Consider the following 22,677-nt stretch of genomic DNA (forward strand, 5'->3'; position numbering starts at 1 on the left):
AGCAGATTATTCAATTATAAAACATAAAAAAATGAATGAGTTTTTATTGATTTTCAGAAGAGATTTTAAAACAAAAGAAACCCAGCCGTCTCCAGAAGAATTGCAACAGCATTTACAGCAATGGCAAAACTGGTTTGGAAGTTTGGCCGCGCAAGATAAACTAGCAAGACCTTTACAACGCTGGGACGGACAAGGAAAACTTGTAAAATCGAATAAAGGGATTACCGACGGACCTTTTGTTGAAATTAAAGAATCTATTGGCGGTTTAATCATTATTAAAGCCAAAGATTACGATGAAGCTGCCGAAATCGCACAAGGATGTCCAGTTTTAAATTTTGGCGGAAATGTCGAAATTAGAATGGCGGTTTAGATTTTTGAACTAACTTATATAAAAATGCCTTTGTATCTTTACTTAGGCATTTTTCCTTAAAATATGGAGCACAAAGAACTTATTCCCAATTTATTCAGAACCGAATATCAAAAAATAGTTTCAGTTCTCTGCAGCTTATTTGGAATTCAGCATATCGAAATTGCAGAAGATATTGTAAGCGATACCTTTTTGACCGCTTCAGAAACTTGGGCCATTAAAGGAATACCAGAAAATCCGAGCGCGTGGCTGTATACCGTTGCCAAAAACAAAACAAAAAACTACCTGAAAAGAAACAATGTTTTTGAAACCAAAATAGTTACCGAAATAAAACACAATACTCCATTAAACAATCCTGAAATCGACCTTGATTTATCTGATCAAAATATTGCTGATAGTCAACTCGCAATGATATTTACGGTTTGCAATCCCTGCAATTCTGAAGAAGCTCAAATTGCTCTTGCTTTAAATCTATTATGTGGTTTTGGAATTAATGAAATCTCTGATGCATTTTTATCTAATAAAGAAGTTATTTACAAAAGGATAAATCGCGCCAAAGAAAAACTGAAGGAAGAAAATATAAAAATTCAGCATCCGAATAACGCTGAAATAAAAGACAGAATACAAACTGTTCTCAAAACTATTTACCTGCTTTATTCCGAAGGGTACTACTCTATTTCGCAAAATACTACTTTACGAAAAGACCTTTGCACCGAAGCCATGCGTCTGACTTATTTATTGATTCAGAACGAAAGCACAAATCTCCCGCAAACCAATGCTTTAATGGCTTTGATGTGTTTTCATTCGTCAAGATTTGATGCCCGAACGGGTTTAAACGGTGAAATTATTTTATACGAAGATCAGGATCAATCGCTTTGGAATCAGGAATTAATAGACAAGGGAACTTATTTTCTAAGCCAATCCTCAACCGGAAATACACTTTCAAAATACCACTTAGAAGCTGGAATTGCGTATTGGCATACTATTAAAAAAGAAACAACTGAGAAATGGGAAAACATTCTGGAGCTCTACAACAATCTCATCATTTTAGAATATTCGCCAATTGTGGCTTTAAACAGAACCTACGCCTTATCTAAAGTAAAAGGAAAAACAGAAGCAATTAAAGAAGCCGAAAAACTGAATTTAACCGATAATCATTTTTATTATTCTTTACTTGGAAATCTTTATTCTGAAGTTGATGTAAAAAAGGCATTAGAACATTTTGAGAAAGCAAGAGATTTAGCCAAAACCATTGCAGACAAAAACATTATCAGCAAAAACATCGAACAGTTGAAGTGGAAAACAATTTAGCTTTTTTAAGCTCCAGAGGAACAAAATATTTATAGAAAAGAATAAGCTCTGGAAGAGCGAAATATTTATAGCAAAAATATAAATGTCTACAGCATAAAGCTCCGGAGGAGCGACATATTTATATAAAAAAAATGAATTTTATAACATTTCATCCAACAAAAAAGCTGTCCTTTTGAGACAGCTTTTTTGTTATTCTGATTTTGAATACTATTGCTTTGCTACTTTTTTAAATCTCATCATTGGCACATCGCCCTGAATTAAATTTAATTTGCCATCTTTATCAATAGAATAACTTGTAATTAGCCTGATTTGTTTTAAAAACTGCTGTTCTCCCCCACCTTCACAAAACATCATTGTAGTTGGTCCCTCTTCTCCAAAAGTTAAGGACTTTCCTTTTAAGATATAAGATGCACTATAACCATTACATCCGTTATTCCCATATACCTTTGTTTCTTTTTGATCAAAAGTAAGCTGTGGTTTTTTATTTGGATATAATCCTTCAAAAGCAATTCTTGGTCCAGAGATATATTCTAATTCCCAAGTTGTACCAAATAAGTCGTCGGCACTTTTATCTGTTTTTGACGTCTTGCATGAAGCAAATAATAGCGTTAAAACTGAAAGGATGGCAAATGTGTATTTTTTCATAAAAATGTTTTTAAAGATTTATAATTTGTTTTTGTTTTTGAACTAAAATAATTCTATAAAATCCTATTCTCAATATTCATGCCCAGTTACAGCTTTTCTTAAGTTTAAATTTTATCCGAAGCCGTTATTTTCTGTCTCTAAGTTACTACAAATTATTTAAAGTTTTATAGCCCAGATGTTTAAAATAAAACAAGTGACACTATTTTTTTTGTAATTTGCATCAATCAAAAAGACCAAAATCATCAATAAAAAACCAAAAAATGAAACAATTCCTATTTTTGTTTGTATTTGCATTGACCACTTCGCTTGTTCAATCGCAAGAAAACCTTCCAACAGATTATCTCACAAAAGAATTTCATCAAGGACGACGCGAAGCTTTTAGAGCTTTAATGCCTGCCAATTCTGTAGCAGTTGTTTTTTCTTATCCCGAAAGAGTTTTTTCTAGAGATATCGATTATAATTACCACGCAAATCCGGACATGTATTATTTATCAGGATACAAAGAACCAGATGCTATTTTATTAATTTTTAAAGAAGCACAAGGCACCGAAAAGTACAATGAAGTTCTTTTTGTTAGAGAAAAAAATGCAAATCGCGAAATGTGGACAGGAAGACGTTTAGGAATTGAAGGCGCAAAATCAAAGCTTGGCTTTACCACTGTTTATAACGGAAAAGATTTTAACGCGTTTGCCATTGATTTCTCAAAATTCGATAAAGTTATCTATGATGAATTCCCGACAGATGCAAAAGAAAGCGACCATCCTGACAATTTATACGTATTGCTGAAATCCTTTAAATCTAAAGCAGGAATTACAAAAGCAAATGAAGATTCTACAAATTTATTCTCTAAAATTACCAGTTCTCTTCGCGAAATAAAAACGCCTGAAGAACTTGTCTTGATGCGCAAAACGGTAAAACTTTCATGCATTGCACATAACGAAGTTATGAAAGCCGTGGGGCCAGATATGAGCGAAAATGAAGTTGACGGAATTCATGCTTACATTCATAAACATTATGGCGCAGAGGCAGAAGGTTATGGTCCAATTGTGGGAGCTGGAGCAAACGGATGCATCTTGCATTATTGGGAAAACAACGCCACAAAAATTGACAATCAATTATTACTAATGGATGTTGGTTCTGAGTATCACGGTTATTCTGCAGACGTTACTAGAACAATTCCGGCAAACGGAAAATTTACTGAAGAACAAAAAGCGATTTATCAAATCGTATATGATGCTCAAGAAGCTGTTTTTAAAATCTGCAAAGAAGAAACTCCGCTAGTGGCTTTAAACGAAACCGCAAAAGACGTCATAGCCAAAGGTTTGATTAAATTAGGAATTATCACAGATCCAAAAGATGTAAGATTATATTATCCTCATAGCTGTTCGCACTTTCTGGGTTTAGATGTTCATGACAAAGGAACTTACAACGGACCGCAGACTCTTATAAAAGAAAACATGATTCTTACTGTTGAACCAGGAATTTATATTCCAGCAAACAGTAAATGCGATAAAAAATGGTGGAATATTGGCGTTCGTATCGAAGATGATATTTTAATGCTTAAAGATTCGTATGAAAACCTGTCTGCAGATTCTCCTAGAAAATGGCAAGATATAGAAGCTTTAGCCAAACAAAAAAGCACTTTTAATGATATGAAATTACCTAAAATCTAATTCGTTTCATTTTAGCCACAGATTAAAAGGACTATTAAGATTTTTAAATTAAAACTGAAAAAAATCTGTGTAAATCTTTTTAATCTGTGGCAAATAAAAAATAAACCAAAGCCTCAATTATTTTGAGGCTTTTTCTTTTGATTTTTCCCGAACTTTACATTTTTAAATTACTCAAAAATGAAAGCACTAACATTTTCTTCATTCGGAGATTCAGATGTTTTAGAATATATAGAAATCCCTAATCCGCAATTAAAAAAAGATGAAATCTTAGTCGAGATGAAAGCCATCGGACTAAATTTTGCCGATGTTTACCGCCGAAAAGGGAATTATCATTTAAAAGGAAATCCGCCTTTTATTGCAGGTTATGAGGGCGCAGGAATTGTGGTTGATGCCAACAATCATCCAGAATATAAAGTTGGTGATCGTGTGGCTTTTGCTGACGCTCCATTTGCCAATGCAGAATTGGTTGCTTTAAACGTAGATCACATTATTCCATTATCTGAGAATATTTCTTTTGAAACTGCCGCTTCTGTTTTGCTTCAAGGCTTAACCGCTCATTATCTTGCCACAGACAGCCATAAAACTGCCAAAGGAGAAACCGTTCTAATACATGCGGTTGCTGGCGGAGTTGGGCAGCTATTAACTCAAATCAGTAAACTTTTGGGTGCAACTGTTATTGGTTTAACCTCATCGGCTGAAAAAGCAAAGATCGGATTTGAACAAGGCGCAGATCACGTTTTTCTTTACAATGAAGATTGGAAATTACAAGTTTTTAAAGTTGTTCCAAAAGGTGTCGATGCCGTTTATGACAGTATTGGAAGTACTTTAATGGAAAGTTTTGAAATCACTAAAGAATGCGGACAAGTCGTTTTCTTCGGAATGGCGGGCGGAGATCCAGCACCTGTAGATCCTAGAATGCTGATGGACGGTTCTAAAACTTTAACTGGAGGCGATTTATGGAGTTATTTGAATTCGAAAGAAGAACGAATTAAACGCGCAACTGAGTTATTCGATTGGATTACAGAAGGAAAAATCAAACTTTCTGAACCAACTTCTTTTAAATTATCAGAAGGAAAACTGGCGCATGATTTTCTAGAAAGCAGAAAAAGCACTGGAAAAATTATTTTGATTCCTTAACGGATCGTCTTTTCTGTCATCCTGACGGAGCAAGGATCACACACGAAGCTCCACAAAGAGCATCTCCAATCTTTGCCGAATTACTAGTGTGATCCTTCCTCCGTCAGGATGACAAGCGATACGTTAATAAACCTACAATTGATCAATCGCAATTTTAGTAATTTCAGATAATTCTAAAATCCTTCCAACATCTTCTTTATTGGCTACAAAAAACAAGTAATTATCTCCATTTGTATTGTAACTCATTAATTCGAAACCGCGTTTTTCTAGAGCTGACTGAATATAAGGAAACAAATCATGACTATAGGTTTCTTCCGGATATTCGAAATTAAGATCTTCGCCAATCATTTCAGAAATAAAATATTCAGCATCTTCGGGATCAAATTTCCAGTCACTGTTCCAAGCATCAATACTTTCAAAGAAATCAAAATGACCATCAACAATATCGTGATATTCATTTGTTCCTTTTTGATAGTCTTTAAAGAGTTTTTTAGATTGCTTTTTTAGTTCTTTTTCTTCGATATTTTCTCTTGAAACTAATTTGATAAATTCTTCAAAAGATTCTAGAGTAGCTTCTTCATTTTCTACTAAATTTTCAGACGAAGGAAGTTCGACCGTTTCTGGAATTTCAATATTTAAATATTGGCAGATTCCCTGTAAAACCAATTTAAAATCTCTAATTCCAATTGCTTCACTTTCATTCTTCGGATTATTTACATCCAAGAGTTCGCTTTCCAACAATCCCTTTGTATAATCGAAGAAATGTCTTCCTGAATATAAAATTTTAAAATCGTTTACTTCTAAACTATTGGTGCAGCAAAAAAAGATTACAAAGTTTTTTATTGAACGTTTAAAAAACTTTTTCTCTTCTGCAGTTGGCTCCGAATAAAACTGAATATGTATAAAATCATATTCTAAACCTTCTTGTATGGCTTCGTCTGAAAGAACACCAATATTCACTTTTTTATAAAGCTCGTTTAGAACTTCATACGAATTGTTGAAACCTGCTTTTTTAATTTCTTCTTTTCCTTCTTCATGATCGAAAGAACTTGGAAAGAAAAATAAATTTACAATAACATCTTCTTGAATTCCTTTTACTTTTAATTCAAGGCTAGATTCTTGGTTATATAAATACGAATAAATAGGATCGACAACATCAAAAGAAATGATCGATTTTGGATCATTATTTCTATTAAATAGATTGGAGAAAAAGCTCATAAAAATATCTTGTATAAAAACTAATCGTTTGAATATTTAAAACTCTGATTCATTTTATTAAAAGGAATTACCTCATTGACAATCGATTCTAATTCGAAATCTGTTAATAATCCTCTAGCCGATTCTACTATTTTTGGAGAAACATGTATTTCATAATCAATAATATCGCGTTCTAAAATAGCGGACAGAATTGTATTTTGCTGTTCTGTCAAATACTTTTTGTGCGATTTAAAAACCGATTCAATGTCGTTTCTAAATTCTTCATCAGTAAGTTCATTGTAAACATCTTGTTTCGACATATCGATCAATAAAACTTTGAAGATAAAATCCTGAAGATTTTTTGCCAGATAATTTACTTCGTTCATGTCATGCCAAACAAAAACGATCGGCACATCGCCATTATTTTCTTCGTTTAAAAAGAAACAATAATGATCGCCACCGCCACTTTTAGCAAACGGAATAAATTTAAATTCTGGATTTATGTTTCGATAATCTTCTGGATCTTGAAGTTCTTCTATTTCTTCTGCAACCGATTTTAAATTCAATGATTCAAAATCATAAGAATGTAGAAGCAAAGGCGGATTTTCTTTTAAAGTAGGATAAACCTCAGTATACCAATTCGGACCATATTCTCCGACATCAAGCATGCCGTCTGCGTCTAACTGTTTGTATAAGAGCGGAAATTCAAATCCGTATTTTTTTTCGATTTCTTGTATTGTCATCTTTGGGGGAATATTCTATTAAAATCAGAATACTAAGATAACAATCTTTTCCTACATGAAAAGTGCGAAGCCAATTATTTCAAGGATTCCGCAATGATAAAGATGTTTTTTAATCTGTAGAATACTCAAAACTAATATCCATTTTATCGAAAGGAATAATTTCATTAATTATTTTTTTCATTTCTATATCGGTTAATAACCCTCTTGCGTCTTCATTGCCATAAGAAAATGAAATTTCATAATCTATAATTTCACGTCTTAATATATTTTGCAAAATATCTTGTTCTTTATCTGTTAAATATTTTGCGTGAGATTTAAGTACATTCACAAGATCATTTCTGAATTCTTCATCCTTAACCTTATTAAAAGTATCTTGCTGAGACATATCTTGCAAAATCATTCTAAAAATAAAATCCTGAAGATTTTTAGCCATATACTCTGCTTCATTATCATCATGATAAAGAAAAACTACAGGCAATTCGCCTTTATTCTCTTTATTCAAAAAGAAGCAATAATGATCTCCAGCTGCATTGTGTGCAAACGGTATGAATCTAAATTCCTCATTTATGTTTCTATAATTATCAGGATCCATAAGTTCTTCGATTTCTTGAGAAACTGATTTTAAATCCATTAGCTCAAAATCATAAGAGTGTAAAAGTAGAGGCGGATTATCTTTTAATTTTGGGTAAATCTCAAAATACCAATTAGGACTAAATTCTCCCCAATCTAGCATTCCGTCTACATATAACTGCTTATACAAAGAAGGATACTCAAATCCATATTTCTTCTCAATTTCTTGCGGCGTCATTTTATTATATTTAAAAGTTTAAAATATTTACAAAAATATAAAACTTTTACTACAAAATAAAATTGATTATTTCAAGGATTCCGCAATCATTAAGGCACATTTTTCACCATCAATTGCAGCAGAAATAATTCCGCCCGCATAACCTGCACCTTCTCCGCAAGGATACAAACCTTTGATTTGCAAATGCTCAAAAGTCATAGGATCTCTTGGAATTCTCACTGGAGATGAAGTTCTGCTTTCTGGCGCATGTAAAATGGCTTCGTTAGTTAAATAACCTCGCATTGATTTTCCAAAATCCTGAAATCCCTGACGCATAATCTGAGTTAAAAATCCTGGAAAAACCTGTCCCAATTCTACGGAAGTAGTGCCAGGCACATAAGATGTTTTCGGAATATCTGCTGAAACTTTACTTTGTGTAAAATCAATCATTCTTTGCGCTGGAACTTTTTGAGTTTGTCCAGCTAAATGCCAAGCTTTTTGTTCGATACTTTTTTGAAATTCCATTCCAGCCAAAGCACCGAATTTGGCAAAAGGCTTAAAATCTTCTAATTTCAATTCGACTACAATTCCAGAATTTGCTGTTGACTGATCACGTTTTGATGGTGACCAACCATTTGTAACTACCTCTCCCGGACTTGTTGCACATGGCGCAATTACACCTCCCGGACACATACAGAACGAGTACATTCCGCGACCGTTAACTTGTTTTACAATAGAATATGGCGCTGGTGGCAAATGTTCGCCACGGAAATCACAGCTGTATTGAATACTGTCGATTAATTCTTGCGCATGTTCTGCACGAACTCCCAAAGCAAAAGGTTTTGCTTCTATTAAAATTTTCTTTTGGTCTAATAATTCAAAAATATCGCGCGCCGAATGTCCTGTTGCTAATATTAATTTATTGGCATGAATTTTATCTCCGTTTTGGGTTACGATTCCTTCAACTTCATTGTTCTTTACTAAAATATCGCTTACACGAGTTTCAAATAAAACCTGACCTCCAAATTCTCTAATTTTATTTCGGATATCTTCAATAATTTTAGGTAATTTATTAGTTCCAATGTGCGGATGCGCTTCTACCAAAATGTCTTCAGAAGCTCCAAAAGCTACTAAAAGTTCTAAGATTCTAGTTACATCACCACGTTTTTTAGAACGCGTATATAATTTTCCATCAGAATACGTTCCTGCTCCGCCTTCGCCAAAACAATAATTAGAATCTTCGTTAACGATATGTTCGCGATTTATCGCTTTTAAGTCGCGACGACGGCCTCGAACGTCTTTTCCACGTTCCAATACAATTGGCTTCAAACCTAATTCAATTAATTGCAGTGCCGCAAAAAGTCCAGCCGGACCAGCGCCAACCACAATAACTTCTTGTGCATTCGAAACGTCCTTATATATAGGAAGCTGAATTTTGGTTTCCTGAAAAGGTTCGCCTTTTAAATAAATAAGAACTTTCAAATTAATTTTAATCGCTTTCTGACGTGCATCAATAGAGCGTTTTAAAATTGAAACGTGCTGAATTTCTTGAGCAGAAACTTTAATCTGCTTAGACAAATGGTCTTTTAGCAATGATTCGTTTGCAGCAATTTCTGGTGTTACTTGAAGTAAAAGTTCTTTAGGCATTTTGTCTTTTTTATTCTATTAGCTTTTCTTTCTATGAAAAGAAGATGCAAAAGTACTATTTTGAAATGAGATTTTATATTTACTCTAAAATTTGCACACAGATTTAGACAAATCAAAGCAAATTTTCAGTACAAAGAATATCGTAGAGACGCACTGCAGTGCGTCTCTACATACAACCTTTAAGAAAGACTTTGTATCTTTGTTCCTCACAACCTTTGCACCTTAAAAAAATGTCTAGAAAAATAAAACTAATCTGGGATTTCCGTGGTCCTGCTTCTGCAAAAACAGCAGAACATCACGAGATCCATTTGAAAGAATATATAGTAATTGAAAAGCTACCTTTAAATATTACAGGATTTAAAATCATAGACGATATGTACGCCATAGCTTTTATGGTCGTAACCGATGAAAATATGATTCAAGTAAGAGATGCTTTGAAACCGCATCGAGGGGAAGTTTATAGTGAATAAAATTCCAAAAAAGAAAATTCCAAATTCCAATTACTGGGAAATCTCAATTACTTAGAAAAATCTCAAATAAAAAATTCCAAATCCCAATGCTTTAGATTGCTTGGAATTTGGAATTTGTATTTTTTAATATTTTATTATTTTGGAATTTGGAATTTCTAAAATTGGAATTTAATTAGCCACCTCGCTGATAAACTTAATACGCATTAAACGTAATTCGTCAATATCGTAATCGCCATCAAATTCTTTTAAGGCATCTTCGATTTTATCAGATTCAGATTCCATGAAATAATCGTGAATTTCTTCTTGTTGATCATCATCAAGCATGTCATCAATCCAATATTTTATGTTAAGTTTTGTTCCAGAATAAACGATTTGCTCCATTTCTTTAATCAGCGCATCCATCGAAAGTCCTTTTGCGGAAGCGATATCATTTAATGAAAGTTTTCTATCAATATTCTGAATGATATATAATTTATTAGCAGAATTTACTCCTGTAGATTTTACTACCAAATCGTCTGGGCGAATAATATCATTGTCCTCAACATAACGGCTGATTAATGCAACAAATTCGCTTCCATATTTTTTAGCTTTCCCTTCTCCAACACCATGAATATTGTATAATTCCTGAATTGTTATCGGATATTTTAAAGCCATATCTTCGATTGACGGATCTTGGAAAACTACAAATGGAGGAACTCCAAGTTTTTTGGCTACTTTTTTACGAAGTTCACGAAGCATTCCCGTTAAAACTTCGTCTGCAGTACCAGAAGATTTTCCTCCAGACACAATAGTTTCATCATCGGCTTCGGTGTATTCATGATCTTCAGACATCATAAATGAAACTGGCTTTTTAATAAAATCAAGACCTTCTTGCGTAATTTTTATTACGCCATAAGTTTCAATATCTTTTGACAAAAGCCCTGTCACCAAAACTTGTCTCAATAAAGCCATCCAATATTTTTCGTCGTGACTAGAACCAGAACCAAAATAAGGTTGCGTATCTGTTTTGTGCGCTTTAATTACAGCATTAATACGTCCTATTAAAGTAAAAACAATTTCTTTTGACTTGTAAATATGTTTCGTATCCCGAACAATTTCTAGCAACTTAACCACTTCTTCTTTGGCCTCTACTTTATGTTTTGGATTACGAACGTTGTCGTCCATATCGGCTCCTTCGCCTGTTTCGCTGTCAAATTCTTCACCGAAATAATGAAGAAGGAATTTTCTACGCGACATTGAAGTTTCGGCGTAAGCCACAACTTCTTGTAAAAGTGCAAAACCAATCTCTTGCTCGGCAACTGGTTTTCCAGACATAAATTTCTCCAGCTTTTCTACATCTTTATAAGAGTAATAAGCCAAACAATGCCCTTCTCCACCATCACGTCCTGCACGACCGGTTTCCTGATAGTAGCTTTCTAATGATTTTGGAATATCGTGGTGAATTACAAAACGAACGTCTGGCTTATCAATTCCCATTCCGAATGCGATTGTTGCTACAACGACATCAACATCTTCCATCAAGAACATATCCTGATGTTTAGCCCGCGTTTTTGCATCTAAACCTGCGTGATAAGGAACAGCACTGATTCCGTTTACTTGTAAAACTTCAGCAATAGATTCTACTTTTTTACGGCTTAAGCAGTAAATAATTCCAGATTTGCCTTTATGCTGTTTGATAAATCGAATAATATCCGATTCGATATTTTTTGTTTTTGTACGAACCTCATAATATAAGTTCGGTCTGTTGAAAGACGCTTTAAAAGTATTGGCATCAATCATATCAAGGTTTTTCAGAATATCTTCCTGAACCTTTGGTGTTGCAGTTGCAGTAAGTCCAATAATAGGCACTTTCCCCAGCTGCTTAATTATATTTCTCAGATTTCTGTACTCTGGCCTAAAGTCATGTCCCCATTCTGAGATACAGTGTGCTTCATCGATAGCAACAAAAGAAATAGGTACACTTTGTAAAAAGGCTACATATTCTTCTTTTGTTAATGATTCGGGGGCGACATACAAAAGTTTGGTCAATCCAGACGTAATATCTTTTTTGACTTGCGCAATTTCTGTTTTAGTTAGGGAAGAATTTAATACATGTGCAATTCCATTCTCAGACGAAAGACTTCGAATTGCGTCAACCTGGTTTTTCATCAAAGCAATTAAAGGAGAAACAACAATTGCTGTTCCTTCTTGAATTAAAGCTGGCAATTGATAGCAAAGAGACTTTCCACCACCAGTCGGCATTATTACGAACGTATTCTTTCTGTCTAGGATACTCGTAATGACTTGCTCTTGCAAGCCTTTAAATTGGCTAAAGCCGAAATACTTCTTTAATTCTTTATGTATTTCAATTTCATTTGAATTCATTCTCTATATTAATGGTATTTTGTATAAATTTGCAACACATAAAGATACAACTTTCTTTTATACATACAAATTTTAAATATTCTGTTTTGATCACAAAAGAAAATATATTGGCGATTGCCAAGAAAACAATACTCTCTGAAAGTGAAGCAATTACAAAACTAATTGATTTTTTGGACGAAAATTTTTACGAAGCTGTCCAACGCATATACGAAACCAAAGGCCGTTTGATCGTAACGGGGATTGGAAAAAGCGCTATCATTGCACAAAAAATGGTGGCTACTTTTAATTCAACCGGAACTCCTTCTATGTTTTTACATGCCGCAGAAGCAATTCACGGCGATTTAGGAATGATTCAAAACGACGACATCATTATTTGCATTTCTAAAAGCGGAAATAGTCCAGAAATCAAAGTCCTTGTTCCTTTATTAAAAAGATTTGGAAACACCTTAATTGCTATTACAGGAAACACAACTTCATTTTTAGCAAAAGGTTCAAATTTGGTTTTAAACACAACTGTTGACACAGAGGCCTGCCCTATCAATTTAGCTCCGACAAATAGCACAACAGCACAGCTTGTAATGGGTGATGCTTTAGCCGTTTGTTTAATGGAGATGCGTGATTTTAAACCCGAAGATTTTGCAGTTTATCATCCAGGAGGTGCTTTAGGAAAAAAACTATTGCTTCGCGTAAAAGATATGATAGAAAACTCACTAAAACCAGCTGTAGCTCCTGATACATCTGTCAAAAAAGTGATTTTTGAAATCTCTGAAAAAAGATTAGGAGTTACTGCAGTAATTGAAGATAATAAAATTGTTGGAATTATTACCGATGGAGACATCCGAAGAATGCTAAACGACGTAGATACTATTGCGGACTTAACTGCAAGAGATATTATGTCTAAAAATCCAAAAGTAGTTTCGTCTGAAACTATGGCTGTCGATGCTTTAAATATTTTAGAAGACTACTCTATTACACAGCTAATTGTTTCTGACGAAGGAACATACAAAGGCGTTTTACATTTACATGACATTTTAAAAGAAGGAATCGTATAATGGCAAAAAAAAATCTTGGCGAAATGTCATTTTTGGATCATCTTGAAGAACTAAGATGGTTATTGGTTAGAAGTACACTTGCAACATGCATAATGGCATTTGTTACTTATTTTATTAGTGATTATTTATTTGATCAAATTATTTTAGGTCCGATAAGACCAACATTCTTTACCTATGTTTGGTTTTGCGACTTATCGCATCAGCTAGGTTTTGCTGACAGCATTTGTATTACAGAACTAAATTTTATTATTCAGAATACCGAAATGGAAGGTCAGGTTAACATCTTTGTATGGATGTGTCTTCTAGCTGGTTTCATATTGAGTTTCCCTTATATTTTATGGGAAATCTGGAAGTTCATCAGTCCGGCTCTTTATGAGAAAGAAAGAAAGAATGCGAAATTGTTCATTTTTGTCTCTTCATTACTTTTCTTTTTAGGAGTATTATTTGGGTATTTTGTTGTAATTCCGATGTCGGTAAACTTCGTTGCAACTTTCTCTGTAAGTGATGTTGTAAAAAACCAATTTACCCTAGAATCGTATATGGGAATGGTAAAAACAAGCATTTTGGGAAGTGCGATCTTTTTTGAACTTCCAATTGCCATTTATTTCTTAACGAAATTAGGATTAGTAACCCCACAATTCTTGAGAAAGTATTGGAAATATGCCGTCGTAATTATTCTAATCATTGCCGCAATCGTAACGCCACCAGACGTTGTGAGCCAAACTATTGTAGCAATTCCGATGTTGCTTATTTACGAAGTTAGTATTCTAATTTCGAAGATTGTTTATAAAAATAAATTAAAAGAAAATGTCTGATATCATTCAAGAATTTAACGATTATCGTTCTAAAATGAACGAAAAACTGCTTGCTGACAATAACAAAATTGTAAAGCGAATTTTTAATCTTGACACTAATGCTTATGCTGAAGGCGCTCTTGATGTAAAAACAAAAGAACTTTTGGGTCTAGTAGCATCAACTGTTTTAAGATGTGATGACTGCGTAAAATACCATTTAGAAACCAGCTATAAAGAAGGCGTTTCTAAAGAAGAAATGATGGAAGCAATGGGAATCGCAACTCTAGTTGGAGGAACAATTGTGATTCCTCATTTAAGAAGAGCTTATGAATTCTGGGAAGCTCTTGAAGAAGCGGGAAAATAATTAGAGAATGAGATAATTAGTCCATTAGATAATTTTCATATGATATGTTAATTCGTTTAATTGATTAATTTATTTTATTTTATTTTGCCAACAGAGATAATAATTATCTCATTATCAAATTGACACATTATCTAATTAAAAAAAATGAAGCTAAGAGCCGATAATTTAATCAAAACTTATAAAGGACGTAGTGTTGTAAAAGGGATTTCTGTTGAAGTAAATCAAGGAGAAATCGTAGGGCTTTTGGGTCCGAATGGAGCTGGAAAAACAACGTCTTTTTACATGATTGTGGGATTGGTAAAACCAAATCAAGGAAACATCTATCTTGACGATTTGAACATTACTGATTACCCAATGTACAAACGTGCACAGCAAGGAATTGGTTATTTGGCACAAGAAGCTTCTGTATTTAGAAAATTAAGTATTGAAGACAATATCTTGAGCGTTTTACAATTGACTAAACTTTCTAAAGAAGAGCAAATTGCCAAAATGGAAAGTTTAATCGAAGAATTCAGTTTAGAGCACATTCGCACCAACCGAGGCGATTTACTTTCTGGAGGTGAGCGTCGTCGTACAGAGATTGCTCGCGCATTGGCAACCGATCCTAAATTTATTTTATTGGATGAGCCTTTTGCAGGAGTTGACCCAGTTGCAGTTGAAGACATTCAGCGAATTGTGGCACAATTGAAAAATAAAAACATCGGAATCCTAATTACCGATCACAACGTTCAGGAAACATTAGCGATTACCGACAAAACATACTTAATGTTTGAAGGAGGAATTCTTAAAGCAGGAGTTCCAGAAGAATTGGTAGAAGATGAAATGGTTCGCCGTGTTTATCTTGGACAAAACTTCGAGCTTCGTAAAAAGAAACTGGAATTTTAAGAAAGTTATATCTGAATGGTAAAAAGTAAAATAAAAATTTCTTTTTACCATTTTTTTTAATCTAAGATTCTTAAAAAAGTTACGAATGAAATCAGAAAAACCAACTCAGGAAGATTACGATAATTGGCATAAAGATCCAAAGAATTGGTATTTCTTCAACACCTGTTATTATAATCCGAAAGACAAAAGATTGCTTCCCCCAAAAAAGATTCAATGGATGGGCTATACTATAAATTTTGCCAATCCATATTCTGTAATGCTTCTATTGCCTTTTATAATAATTGTTATTTTAGTTTTATTGAAATAAATTTAAAAAAGTATTCAGTGGTCAGTTTTTTAGTGATCAGTTTTGGGCTGAGACTAAAAAAACTGATTTTTTTTGATAAAAGACTGAACACTAAAAACCTAAATACTAATCTCTATTACTCAACCGTAATAAAATGCAATTGCTCTAAATCGCCATTGTAAATATTAACATCAACTCGGTGTTTGATTCCTGGCAGAGAAGCTTTTTCAGTAAACTGCCAAAACAGCCAATCATCTTCGATTTTTTCTCTGTAGAAATTATAATTGGCAATCCAGAAAAGATATTCGCTAAACTCTTCTTTTAAAAAATCAGAATAATATCGTTCACCAGAATAAATTATTGGACGAACCTGATAGTGTTTTTCGACTTTATTCAACCAACGTTTCAGCCCTTTTTTCAAACTATCTAAAGGCTGATTTTTAGGTAATTTTTCGATATCTAAAACTGGCGGAAGATCTCCCTTTTGTAATTTTACTGTTTTGATAAAAAGATCGGCTTGTTCTATAGAATTTTCGTTAGGACGATAATAATGATAAGCGCCACGCATAATTTTATTTTCTTTTGCTCCCTCCCAATTTCTTTTGAATTGTCTATCTACACGATCATTCCCTGCAGTTGCACGAATAAAAACAAATTGAACAGGGTATTTTTCATCTAAAATTTCGACTTCTTCCCAATCGACTTTTCCCTGAAATTCGGACACGTCGATTCCAATTACTTTTCCTTTATGATTTTCAAGAACCCGAATATTCCTAACATCAGAAAGGTGTTTATCAACCGCATCTTCATCTAAAACCTTTTCTGTCTTAAAACCTAAATAATAAGCAAGCCCTTTGCGATAATGATAAATTATCCCAATGAATAAAAGTCCGAAAAAAATCAATAAAAGTCCTCGAAAAAGTCTGCTCAGAAAAGATCTTCCAGCTGGTTTTCTTGAATATGTTTTACGATAAGTCGTTTTTCTTGCCATTAAACAGAATTACTTTTTCAGAAATAAATTATTGATAATAGACAGTAAAACGTAGAAAACAATAATCAGCGGAATTGCGATGTAGTGAAGTAATACCCCTAACAATACTGAAACAATCAAAAACACGATTTGAAGTGCATTGTCTTTTAAGCTGAATTTTTTAATTTTTAAAGAAAATAACGGAATTTCAGCATTCATAATGTAAGCGCTACCCAAAGTAACAAGTAATAAAACCCATTGATTTGTCAATAATTCAAGAATTACAAGAGACGAATCTGCATACATATCCAGAACTATTTGCAAACTAATAATGAAAATGGCATTTGCAGGAGTTGGCAAACCAATAAACGAATCTGTCTGACGAGTATCGATATTAAAGTTGGCTAATCTATAGCAAGCACCTAAAGTTATAATAAACCCTAAAAAAGGAACAATTGCTTGATTTCCTAATTGATCACCACCTCTCGCAAACATACTGTACATAACGTAACCTGGTACAACGCCGCTTGTCACCATATCTGCCAAAGAATCCAACTGTAACCCAAGCGGACTTGAAACTTTAAATAATCTGGCAAAAAAACCATCGAAGAAATCAAAAAAGATTCCTAAGCAAACCATGTAAAAAGCCATTAAAAAATCTCCTTTCGAGACAAAAACAACTGCAACACAGCCACAGAAAAGATTGATTAATGTAATTAGATTTGGAATGTGCTTTTTAATATTCATAGTTTAAAATTTTGATAATGGCAGAGAACAAATTTAGCATAATAACTCGATGCAAAACGAGTTTTTTCGAGAGTTTTTTATTTCAAAGTATGACTTTCGGAATATTTAACTAAAGGAACTTATTAGATGAGTAAAATATTATATTTTTGATAAAAATTTAAAAACAGGCCTCGATCTGCAAAAACATATACGTTGAAGAAATATTTAGTGTTTTTATTACTTTGGAGTTGTACTTTTCAGTATGCACAAACTGTTCGAAAATATTCGAATGAATTTATGAATATTGGTGTCGATGCCGCGGCTCTTGGAATGGCAAGTGCTGTAACTGCTTCTAGCAATGATGTAAATGCTGTTTACTGGAACCCAGCAGGTTTAACGCATCTTGAAGATCATCAAATAGCTTTAATGCACGCCAGCTACTTTGCTAATATTGCGCAATACGATTACATAGGCTACGCAAGCCCCATTGACGACAGAAGTGCTTGGGGAATTTCGATGATTCGTTTTGGAGTCGACGATATCATGGATACCACACAATTAATCGATAATCAAGGAAATATAGATTATGATAGAATCAGTCTTTTCTCAACTGCAGATTATGGTTTTACTTTTTCTTATGCTCGAAAACTGCCTGTTGATGGATTTCAGTATGGTGTAAATGCAAAAGTAATTCGAAGAGTAATTGGAAAATTTGCTAATTCTTGGGGATTTGGATTTGATATTGGACTTCAGTTTGAAAGAAACGATTGGAAATTTGGTTTAATGCTCCGAGACATTACCACGACTTACAACATTTGGAATATTGATGAAGAAGAATATGCCAAAATCGCTAATGCAATTCCGGGAGAAAATAACGAATTGCCAGAAAGCACAGAAATAACACTGCCAAAAGCACAATTGGGAGTTTCAAAAAGATTTGATTTTCATAACGAATGCAGTCTTGTGACTTCTGCGAATTTAAATATGCGATTTGAACAGACAAATGATATCATTTCTTCAAAACCTATAAGTATAGACCCAGCTCTAGGGTTTGAGTTTGGCTATACCGATTTGGTTTTTGTTCGAGCCGGCGCAGGAAATTTCCAGAATGTAACACAATTGGACAATACTGAAAAAGTAAACTTCCAGCCTAATATCGGTTTAGGATTTCGATATAAAGGCATACAAATTGATTATGCCTTAACCGATTTAGGAAATCAAAGCACTGCGTTGTATTCTAATATTTTTTCGCTGAAAGTAGATTTAGGTATCTTTAGATAATAATTAGAAACCAAAAAACATTAAAATTTTAAATCATGAAAACTGTCATGTCCAAAAAAGCACTTTTTATTTTATTATTCTTATCCAGTTTTATTGGTTTCAGCCAAAGTTTAGCTTTATCTAAAGACGCTAAAATTAGCATTCTGACTTGTGGCCTTGGAAACGAAACGTATTCTTATTTCGGACATACAGGAATTAGAGTTTTAGATCCTGGAAACAATTTTGACGTTGTTTACAATTACGGAACTTTTGATTTTAGAACTCCAAATTTTGTTTTAAAGTTCGCAAAAGGAGATCTTCAATATTTTGCAACAGTACACTCTTATGCAGATTTTTTTAATGAATATACTTATGAAAAAAGAAGTATTTATGAGCAGGAATTACTTATTCCTCAAGATTTAAAACAAAAACTTTTTGACCGATTAAATGCCGTTTTAGCTTCTGACGAGCGTTATTATACTTACAAATTTATCGATAAAAACTGCACTTCGATGGTTGTTGATGTGGTTAATAAAACTTTAGGCAGAAATGTAATTGCTAAAACAGAAGACACAGACAAAACCTATCGCTCTATTCTGTTTCCTTACTTTGATGGTCATTTCTACGATCAGTTGGGAACAAGTATTATTTTTGGAACAAAAGTAGATCAAATGGGAACAAGAATTTTTCTTCCATTTGAATTAAAAAACAGTTTAGACCAAACTACTTTTCAAAATAAGCCTCTCGCTGCCAAAAGCAAAACGTTATTAGAATTCACAAAAGAGACTCCAAAATCTTTGTGGAATAACATCTATACCTATCTTTTTATCTTACTTTTTGTAATCTTCGCCAGAAACAAAACAGTCGATAAAATCTACTTTTTAATTTTATCTCTTATTGGAATATTCTTTGTTATTATGGGATTTTATTCTTTTCACCAAGAACTAGCAATGAATTATAATGTATTATTATTCAGTCCGCTTTTATTGCTTTTAGTTTTGTTTTCCATTTTCAAAAACAAATTATGGACTTATCGTTTTTCATTAATCAACTTTATACTTTTAATGATCTACTTTTTGTTTTTGATTAACAAAGCGCATTTCTTTATCACTTTACCGTTGATCGTTACAAGCGGAGTGGTTTTAGTGCGAACAGCTATTCGCAACAAAAAACCAATTCCGATTATAATCTAAAAAATATTATTGACCTCTGTAGAACAAAACCGTAGTAATGGTTTTGAAAGTGATACTCAAATCAAGAAAAACACTTCTGTGCTTGATGTAGTATAGATCATATTGAAGTTTAATCAAACTCTCATCTATAGATTCTCCATAAGAATAATTAACCTGCGCCCATCCTGTAAGTCCAGGCTTAATTACATGACGCGTTTCATAAAAAGGCATTACAGCTGCGATCTCCTCAACAAAGAAAGGGCGCTCAGGCCTTGGGCCAATTACGCCCATGTCTCCTTTTAAAACATTAATAAATTGAGGCAGTTCATCAATTCTTGACTTTCGCATAAATTTACCAAACGGAGTAACCCTTTTATCATTATGAACAGCAAAAACAGCTCCATTGGTTTCTGAATTCTCTGTCATAGTTCTAAACTTATAAATCTTAAAAATATCTCCATTTTTTCCTACTCTTTCTTGAGTATAAAAAAGGCTTCCTTTATTTGCAAAGATGTTGCAAAGAAAAATTATTGGTATAAAAACTAGTGATATTAATAGCCCCAAAATAGAGAACATGATTTCTATAAGCCGAACAAAAGACAAATAAAGTTTATTGCTATTACTTCTGCTGAAAGGAAAAAATCTATAAAAATCTCTTTCTATATGATGAACAGGGATTCGTTGTGTCTTACTTTCGTAAACCTGAGTATATTCTCGTATAATAGCTCCTTTTTCTAACAAATGAAGCAATTGCTGATATAAATCTGGAGTGATCCCATCTGTATTTTGAGAAGCAATAATGATTTCCGAAACATGATGTGTCAATACAAAATGTTCTAGGGCATCCTTCTTTATTTCTTTTACGTAATGAAAATCTAGATTTTCATCTGCAACAGAATCGGAGTTTACAAAACCAATAATTTTATAATGCGGATCGACATTTTCTAATCCTAAAACTAATTCTTCAACTTCGCTTTGGTCACAAATCAAAACTACACTTTGAGAAAAACGATGAGAGGCTAGAAAGTAACAGTAAAACAAACGCCATATCAACAGGGTAATTAATATTGTAAAATAAAATATTAATATAACAAGCCTCTGTTTAGGCAATACAGGAGAAAGAATTGGTGTAAATAAATAAGCCAGAACAGTAGCACTTACAGTAAAAACGACATTCTGCAGAATCTGAAGCTGATTGCTTGCCACTTGTAAATTATAAATTTCAAAAATTACTCCGAAAATATAAAGATAGGCAATTAGTAAAAGAATACTCAGTGAGCTGTGAATATCGAACTCAAAATAATGATAGTCGAATATTGAGCTCAATAGATATAACGCTGATAAAATAAAAATAGCATCGAAAGAAAGGAGCAATATCTTCCTCTCCGAAATTTCGAAATGCATTTTCTTTTTTGAGAACATCATTTGTAGGTTTTAATTGGGTTAGGGCAAAGCAAATGTATCGCAAAAAAATATAACTAATCTATTAATTTTCTGTTTCTTCTGGAATTTTAACCTGAACAGAAAGTAAGCATAATGCATATACAAAAGCTGGGGCTGCCGTTCGCATTGCCGCGTGGTTAATTGTTAAAAGCCAAAAAATAAAGAATGACAGAAAATATAAATGTTCCTTATTATTTAAGTATAGAAAAAATGGTACTGTAAAAAGAATTAAAAAGGCTACAAGCCCAAAAACCCCATGTTCGGCAAGTAATCTTGTTATTTCGTTATGTGAAGCCACTTCTGCACCTAATTCTTCTGCCCTTTTCGATTTGCTAAGTCCTGCTCCAATTCCTAAAAAAGGATTATCCATAAAAAGCTTTATTTCTATATCCATAATCTCTTCTCTTCCCCCTAGACGGTCTTTTTTCTCACGTCCTAAAGCATCTTTATTAGCGTAGCGTTTCTCAATTAGCCCTCTTGTCTGAAAAGAACTGTATGTCCAAATTCCTAAACTTAGGAGTCCTGTTAAAACAACTATTAAACTTACTTTACTTTTTCCTCTTGCATTAGAAAAATAATAAAGTAAAAATAAAAGAGAGACAATCATTCCTACTGCAGTGATAATACCTCCTCTCGAAAAAGTAACAATACCTCTATAACTTATGAAAACAAACAACATAGAATTAATAAGAAACTCTAATTTAGATTTTGAGAATAAAATTAACTGTGTAAAGAATATAAACATTCCTAGCCCCAATATTGTCGAGACCTGGTTAGGTCCAAAGCCTCCAGATGTTTCAAAATTTGATTGTGTTCCTGTTACAACGTCTTTAATGCTTGGGGAATATAAAAACAGATATATGGTTGTGGAAATTATTGGAAATCCCATGGTTATTAAGATTCCTCTTAGGGTATCAAATTCTATCTTTCTTCTATACATGTAAATTGAACAAATAGCTATGCAAAATGGCCCTGATAAATTAAAAAACAAAGCTTTTTTTATGTCAATACTATTTCCAGCTTCTAGAGTTGTAACGAAAATAGCTGGAATCAATAATAATATAAACATTAAATATATTAATGCATTTTTTGAGAAATTACTATAAATCATTCCATATATAATAAAAAACATCACCGAAAACTTTACATACTCATTGTTCAAGTTTCCGCCTGTCATTCGCAAAAAAACCTCTGCACCTACTAAATAAGCACTTATAAAAAGCACTTCATTGTTTTTGTTTTTACTTTTATGGACAATTACACATCCTATAACAAAAATTAATATAGCGTATATCTTTGATAAAAAAGGAGCAGCAAAAATGATTAATGCCAGTAATGCATGAAAAACTATTACAAATAAATAACTAACTCTTGTGTTTTTCAT

General features: G+C 33.1%; 22 protein-coding genes. 12 read left to right on the forward strand and 10 right to left on the reverse strand.

The annotated features are described in order from the left end of the window. Positions 1 to 31: 31 nt before the first annotated feature. Both NCC77_RS21280 and NCC77_RS21285 read left to right on the forward strand, forming a co-directional pair. The gene (locus tag NCC77_RS21280) at positions 32 to 370 is read left to right on the forward strand and encodes a YciI family protein (protein WP_250837376.1); all 339 of its coding nucleotides are present in this window, start codon (positions 32 to 34) and stop codon (positions 368 to 370) included. 63 nt (positions 371 to 433) lie between these two features. Beyond that, the gene (locus NCC77_RS21285; protein ID WP_250837377.1) at positions 434 to 1,678 is read left to right on the forward strand and encodes an RNA polymerase sigma factor; all 1,245 of its coding nucleotides are present in this window, start codon (positions 434 to 436) and stop codon (positions 1,676 to 1,678) included. Between the two features lie 207 nt (positions 1,679 to 1,885). Here the strand turns inward: NCC77_RS21285 and NCC77_RS21290 are convergent, their stop codons facing one another. Then, positions 1,886 to 2,323, reverse strand: a complete 438-nt coding sequence (locus tag NCC77_RS21290) for an META domain-containing protein (RefSeq protein WP_250837378.1) — start codon at positions 2,321 to 2,323, stop codon at positions 1,886 to 1,888. A gap of 260 nt (positions 2,324 to 2,583) precedes the next feature. Here NCC77_RS21290 and NCC77_RS21295 point away from each other — a divergent pair, with 260 nt between their 5' ends. Both NCC77_RS21295 and NCC77_RS21300 read left to right on the forward strand, forming a co-directional pair. Next, entirely contained in the window at positions 2,584 to 3,996 is a 1,413-nt protein-coding gene (locus NCC77_RS21295) for an aminopeptidase P N-terminal domain-containing protein (RefSeq protein ID WP_250837379.1), read from the forward strand. Positions 3,997 to 4,173: 177 nt separating this feature from the next. Next, positions 4,174 to 5,133, forward strand: coding sequence for a quinone oxidoreductase family protein (locus NCC77_RS21300; RefSeq protein ID WP_250837380.1), 960 nt, complete (start codon positions 4,174 to 4,176; stop codon positions 5,131 to 5,133). Positions 5,134 to 5,265: 132 nt separating this feature from the next. Here NCC77_RS21300 and NCC77_RS21305 read toward each other — a convergent pair whose 3' ends face one another. The 4 genes from NCC77_RS21305 to NCC77_RS21320 all read right to left on the reverse strand — a co-directional run bounded on the left by NCC77_RS21305 (position 5,266) and on the right by NCC77_RS21320 (position 9,507). Further along, entirely contained in the window at positions 5,266 to 6,351 is a 1,086-nt protein-coding gene (locus NCC77_RS21305; protein ID WP_250837381.1) for a DUF6630 family protein, read from the reverse strand. A 20-nt stretch (positions 6,352 to 6,371) separates the two neighbouring features. After that, on the reverse strand, positions 6,372 to 7,073 hold the full coding sequence (locus NCC77_RS21310) for an SMI1/KNR4 family protein (RefSeq protein WP_250837382.1): 702 nt from the start codon (positions 7,071 to 7,073) through the stop codon (positions 6,372 to 6,374). Positions 7,074 to 7,182: 109 nt separating this feature from the next. Further along, complete coding sequence (locus NCC77_RS21315) at positions 7,183 to 7,881, reverse strand: SMI1/KNR4 family protein (protein WP_250837383.1); 699 nt, start codon at positions 7,879 to 7,881, stop codon at positions 7,183 to 7,185. A gap of 66 nt (positions 7,882 to 7,947) precedes the next feature. Continuing rightward, on the reverse strand, positions 7,948 to 9,507 hold the full coding sequence (locus NCC77_RS21320) for an NAD(P)/FAD-dependent oxidoreductase (RefSeq protein WP_250837384.1): 1,560 nt from the start codon (positions 9,505 to 9,507) through the stop codon (positions 7,948 to 7,950). Between the two features lie 230 nt (positions 9,508 to 9,737). Here NCC77_RS21320 and NCC77_RS21325 point away from each other — a divergent pair, with 230 nt between their 5' ends. Then, a complete protein-coding gene (locus tag NCC77_RS21325) occupies positions 9,738 to 9,977 on the forward strand; it encodes a hypothetical protein (RefSeq protein WP_250837385.1) in 240 nt (79 codons plus the stop codon). Positions 9,978 to 10,145: 168 nt separating this feature from the next. Here the strand turns inward: NCC77_RS21325 and NCC77_RS21330 are convergent, their stop codons facing one another. Continuing rightward, a complete protein-coding gene (locus NCC77_RS21330) occupies positions 10,146 to 12,341 on the reverse strand; it encodes a RecQ family ATP-dependent DNA helicase (RefSeq protein ID WP_250837386.1) in 2,196 nt (731 codons plus the stop codon). A gap of 86 nt (positions 12,342 to 12,427) precedes the next feature. On the opposite strand from NCC77_RS21330, the gene NCC77_RS21335 reads away from it, so the two are divergent. The 5 genes from NCC77_RS21335 (at position 12,428) to NCC77_RS21355 (ending at position 15,743) form a co-directional block, all read left to right on the forward strand. Continuing rightward, positions 12,428 to 13,393 carry a KpsF/GutQ family sugar-phosphate isomerase gene (locus tag NCC77_RS21335; RefSeq protein WP_250837387.1) on the forward strand — a complete coding sequence of 322 codons (966 nt, stop codon included), beginning with the start codon at positions 12,428 to 12,430 and terminating at the stop codon, positions 13,391 to 13,393. Continuing rightward, positions 13,393 to 14,208, forward strand: a complete 816-nt coding sequence (gene tatC / locus NCC77_RS21340; protein ID WP_248728198.1) for a twin-arginine translocase subunit TatC — start codon at positions 13,393 to 13,395, stop codon at positions 14,206 to 14,208. The genes NCC77_RS21335 and tatC overlap by 1 nt, the downstream gene beginning before the upstream one ends. Beyond that, on the forward strand, positions 14,201 to 14,551 hold the full coding sequence (locus NCC77_RS21345; RefSeq protein ID WP_144217757.1) for a carboxymuconolactone decarboxylase family protein: 351 nt from the start codon (positions 14,201 to 14,203) through the stop codon (positions 14,549 to 14,551). Before tatC ends, NCC77_RS21345 begins: the two co-directional genes overlap by 8 nt. A gap of 144 nt (positions 14,552 to 14,695) precedes the next feature. Continuing rightward, positions 14,696 to 15,436, forward strand: a complete 741-nt coding sequence (gene lptB / locus NCC77_RS21350) for an LPS export ABC transporter ATP-binding protein (protein WP_029272155.1) — start codon at positions 14,696 to 14,698, stop codon at positions 15,434 to 15,436. Positions 15,437 to 15,521: 85 nt separating this feature from the next. Further along, entirely contained in the window at positions 15,522 to 15,743 is a 222-nt protein-coding gene (locus NCC77_RS21355) for a DUF5808 domain-containing protein (RefSeq protein ID WP_095929367.1), read from the forward strand. 115 nt (positions 15,744 to 15,858) lie between these two features. On the opposite strand, the gene NCC77_RS21360 is transcribed toward NCC77_RS21355, so the two are convergent. Together NCC77_RS21360 and NCC77_RS21365 are read right to left on the reverse strand one after the other, a co-directional pair. Beyond that, positions 15,859 to 16,713 (reverse strand): glycoside hydrolase family 25 protein, encoded by an 855-nt coding sequence (locus NCC77_RS21360; RefSeq protein ID WP_095929366.1) that lies wholly within the window; start codon positions 16,711 to 16,713, stop codon positions 15,859 to 15,861. A gap of 9 nt (positions 16,714 to 16,722) precedes the next feature. Then, positions 16,723 to 17,439 carry a CDP-alcohol phosphatidyltransferase family protein gene (locus NCC77_RS21365; protein WP_095929365.1) on the reverse strand — a complete coding sequence of 239 codons (717 nt, stop codon included), beginning with the start codon at positions 17,437 to 17,439 and terminating at the stop codon, positions 16,723 to 16,725. A 192-nt stretch (positions 17,440 to 17,631) separates the two neighbouring features. Between NCC77_RS21365 and NCC77_RS21370 the strand changes: the two genes are divergently transcribed. Together NCC77_RS21370 and NCC77_RS21375 are read left to right on the forward strand one after the other, a co-directional pair. After that, positions 17,632 to 18,699, forward strand: a complete 1,068-nt coding sequence (locus NCC77_RS21370; protein ID WP_250837388.1) for a putative type IX sorting system protein PorV2 — start codon at positions 17,632 to 17,634, stop codon at positions 18,697 to 18,699. A 35-nt stretch (positions 18,700 to 18,734) separates the two neighbouring features. Beyond that, complete coding sequence (locus NCC77_RS21375) at positions 18,735 to 19,871, forward strand: lipoprotein N-acyltransferase Lnb domain-containing protein (protein WP_250837389.1); 1,137 nt, start codon at positions 18,735 to 18,737, stop codon at positions 19,869 to 19,871. A 6-nt stretch (positions 19,872 to 19,877) separates the two neighbouring features. On the opposite strand, the gene NCC77_RS21380 is transcribed toward NCC77_RS21375, so the two are convergent. Together NCC77_RS21380 and NCC77_RS21385 are read right to left on the reverse strand one after the other, a co-directional pair. Next, on the reverse strand, positions 19,878 to 21,272 hold the full coding sequence (locus NCC77_RS21380) for a sugar transferase (RefSeq protein WP_250837529.1): 1,395 nt from the start codon (positions 21,270 to 21,272) through the stop codon (positions 19,878 to 19,880). 64 nt (positions 21,273 to 21,336) lie between these two features. Further along, positions 21,337 to 22,677 (reverse strand): O-antigen ligase family protein, encoded by a 1,341-nt coding sequence (locus NCC77_RS21385; RefSeq protein WP_250837390.1) that lies wholly within the window; start codon positions 22,675 to 22,677, stop codon positions 21,337 to 21,339.

The organism is Flavobacterium tyrosinilyticum, from assembly GCF_023656565.1.
Lineage (GTDB): Bacteria > Bacteroidota > Bacteroidia > Flavobacteriales > Flavobacteriaceae > Flavobacterium > Flavobacterium tyrosinilyticum.

What these genes read in the sequence shown, in the direction of transcription:
- NCC77_RS21325 (WP_250837385.1), top strand. Translation starts at nt 9,738, where the DNA reads ATGTCTAGAAAAATAAAACTAATCTGGGATTTCCGTGGTCCTGCTTCT.
- tatC (WP_248728198.1), top strand. Translation starts at nt 13,393, where the DNA reads ATGGCAAAAAAAAATCTTGGCGAAATGTCATTTTTGGATCATCTTGAA.
- NCC77_RS21320 (WP_250837384.1), bottom strand. Translation starts at nt 9,507, where the DNA reads ATGCCTAAAGAACTTTTACTTCAAGTAACACCAGAAATTGCTGCAAAC.
- NCC77_RS21280 (WP_250837376.1), top strand. Translation starts at nt 32, where the DNA reads ATGAATGAGTTTTTATTGATTTTCAGAAGAGATTTTAAAACAAAAGAA.
- NCC77_RS21345 (WP_144217757.1), top strand. Translation starts at nt 14,201, where the DNA reads ATGTCTGATATCATTCAAGAATTTAACGATTATCGTTCTAAAATGAAC.
- NCC77_RS21295 (WP_250837379.1), top strand. Translation starts at nt 2,584, where the DNA reads ATGAAACAATTCCTATTTTTGTTTGTATTTGCATTGACCACTTCGCTT.
- NCC77_RS21375 (WP_250837389.1), top strand. Translation starts at nt 18,735, where the DNA reads ATGAAAACTGTCATGTCCAAAAAAGCACTTTTTATTTTATTATTCTTA.
- NCC77_RS21385 (WP_250837390.1), bottom strand. Translation starts at nt 22,677, where the DNA reads ATGAAAAACACAAGAGTTAGTTATTTATTTGTAATAGTTTTTCATGCA.
- NCC77_RS21380 (WP_250837529.1), bottom strand. Translation starts at nt 21,272, where the DNA reads ATGTTCTCAAAAAAGAAAATGCATTTCGAAATTTCGGAGAGGAAGATA.
- NCC77_RS21300 (WP_250837380.1), top strand. Translation starts at nt 4,174, where the DNA reads ATGAAAGCACTAACATTTTCTTCATTCGGAGATTCAGATGTTTTAGAA.
- lptB (WP_029272155.1), top strand. Translation starts at nt 14,696, where the DNA reads ATGAAGCTAAGAGCCGATAATTTAATCAAAACTTATAAAGGACGTAGT.
- NCC77_RS21355 (WP_095929367.1), top strand. Translation starts at nt 15,522, where the DNA reads ATGAAATCAGAAAAACCAACTCAGGAAGATTACGATAATTGGCATAAA.
- NCC77_RS21290 (WP_250837378.1), bottom strand. Translation starts at nt 2,323, where the DNA reads ATGAAAAAATACACATTTGCCATCCTTTCAGTTTTAACGCTATTATTT.
- NCC77_RS21315 (WP_250837383.1), bottom strand. Translation starts at nt 7,881, where the DNA reads ATGACGCCGCAAGAAATTGAGAAGAAATATGGATTTGAGTATCCTTCT.
- NCC77_RS21365 (WP_095929365.1), bottom strand. Translation starts at nt 17,439, where the DNA reads ATGAATATTAAAAAGCACATTCCAAATCTAATTACATTAATCAATCTT.
- NCC77_RS21285 (WP_250837377.1), top strand. Translation starts at nt 434, where the DNA reads ATGGAGCACAAAGAACTTATTCCCAATTTATTCAGAACCGAATATCAA.
- NCC77_RS21330 (WP_250837386.1), bottom strand. Translation starts at nt 12,341, where the DNA reads ATGAATTCAAATGAAATTGAAATACATAAAGAATTAAAGAAGTATTTC.
- NCC77_RS21305 (WP_250837381.1), bottom strand. Translation starts at nt 6,351, where the DNA reads ATGAGCTTTTTCTCCAATCTATTTAATAGAAATAATGATCCAAAATCG.
- NCC77_RS21310 (WP_250837382.1), bottom strand. Translation starts at nt 7,073, where the DNA reads ATGACAATACAAGAAATCGAAAAAAAATACGGATTTGAATTTCCGCTC.
- NCC77_RS21360 (WP_095929366.1), bottom strand. Translation starts at nt 16,713, where the DNA reads ATGGCAAGAAAAACGACTTATCGTAAAACATATTCAAGAAAACCAGCT.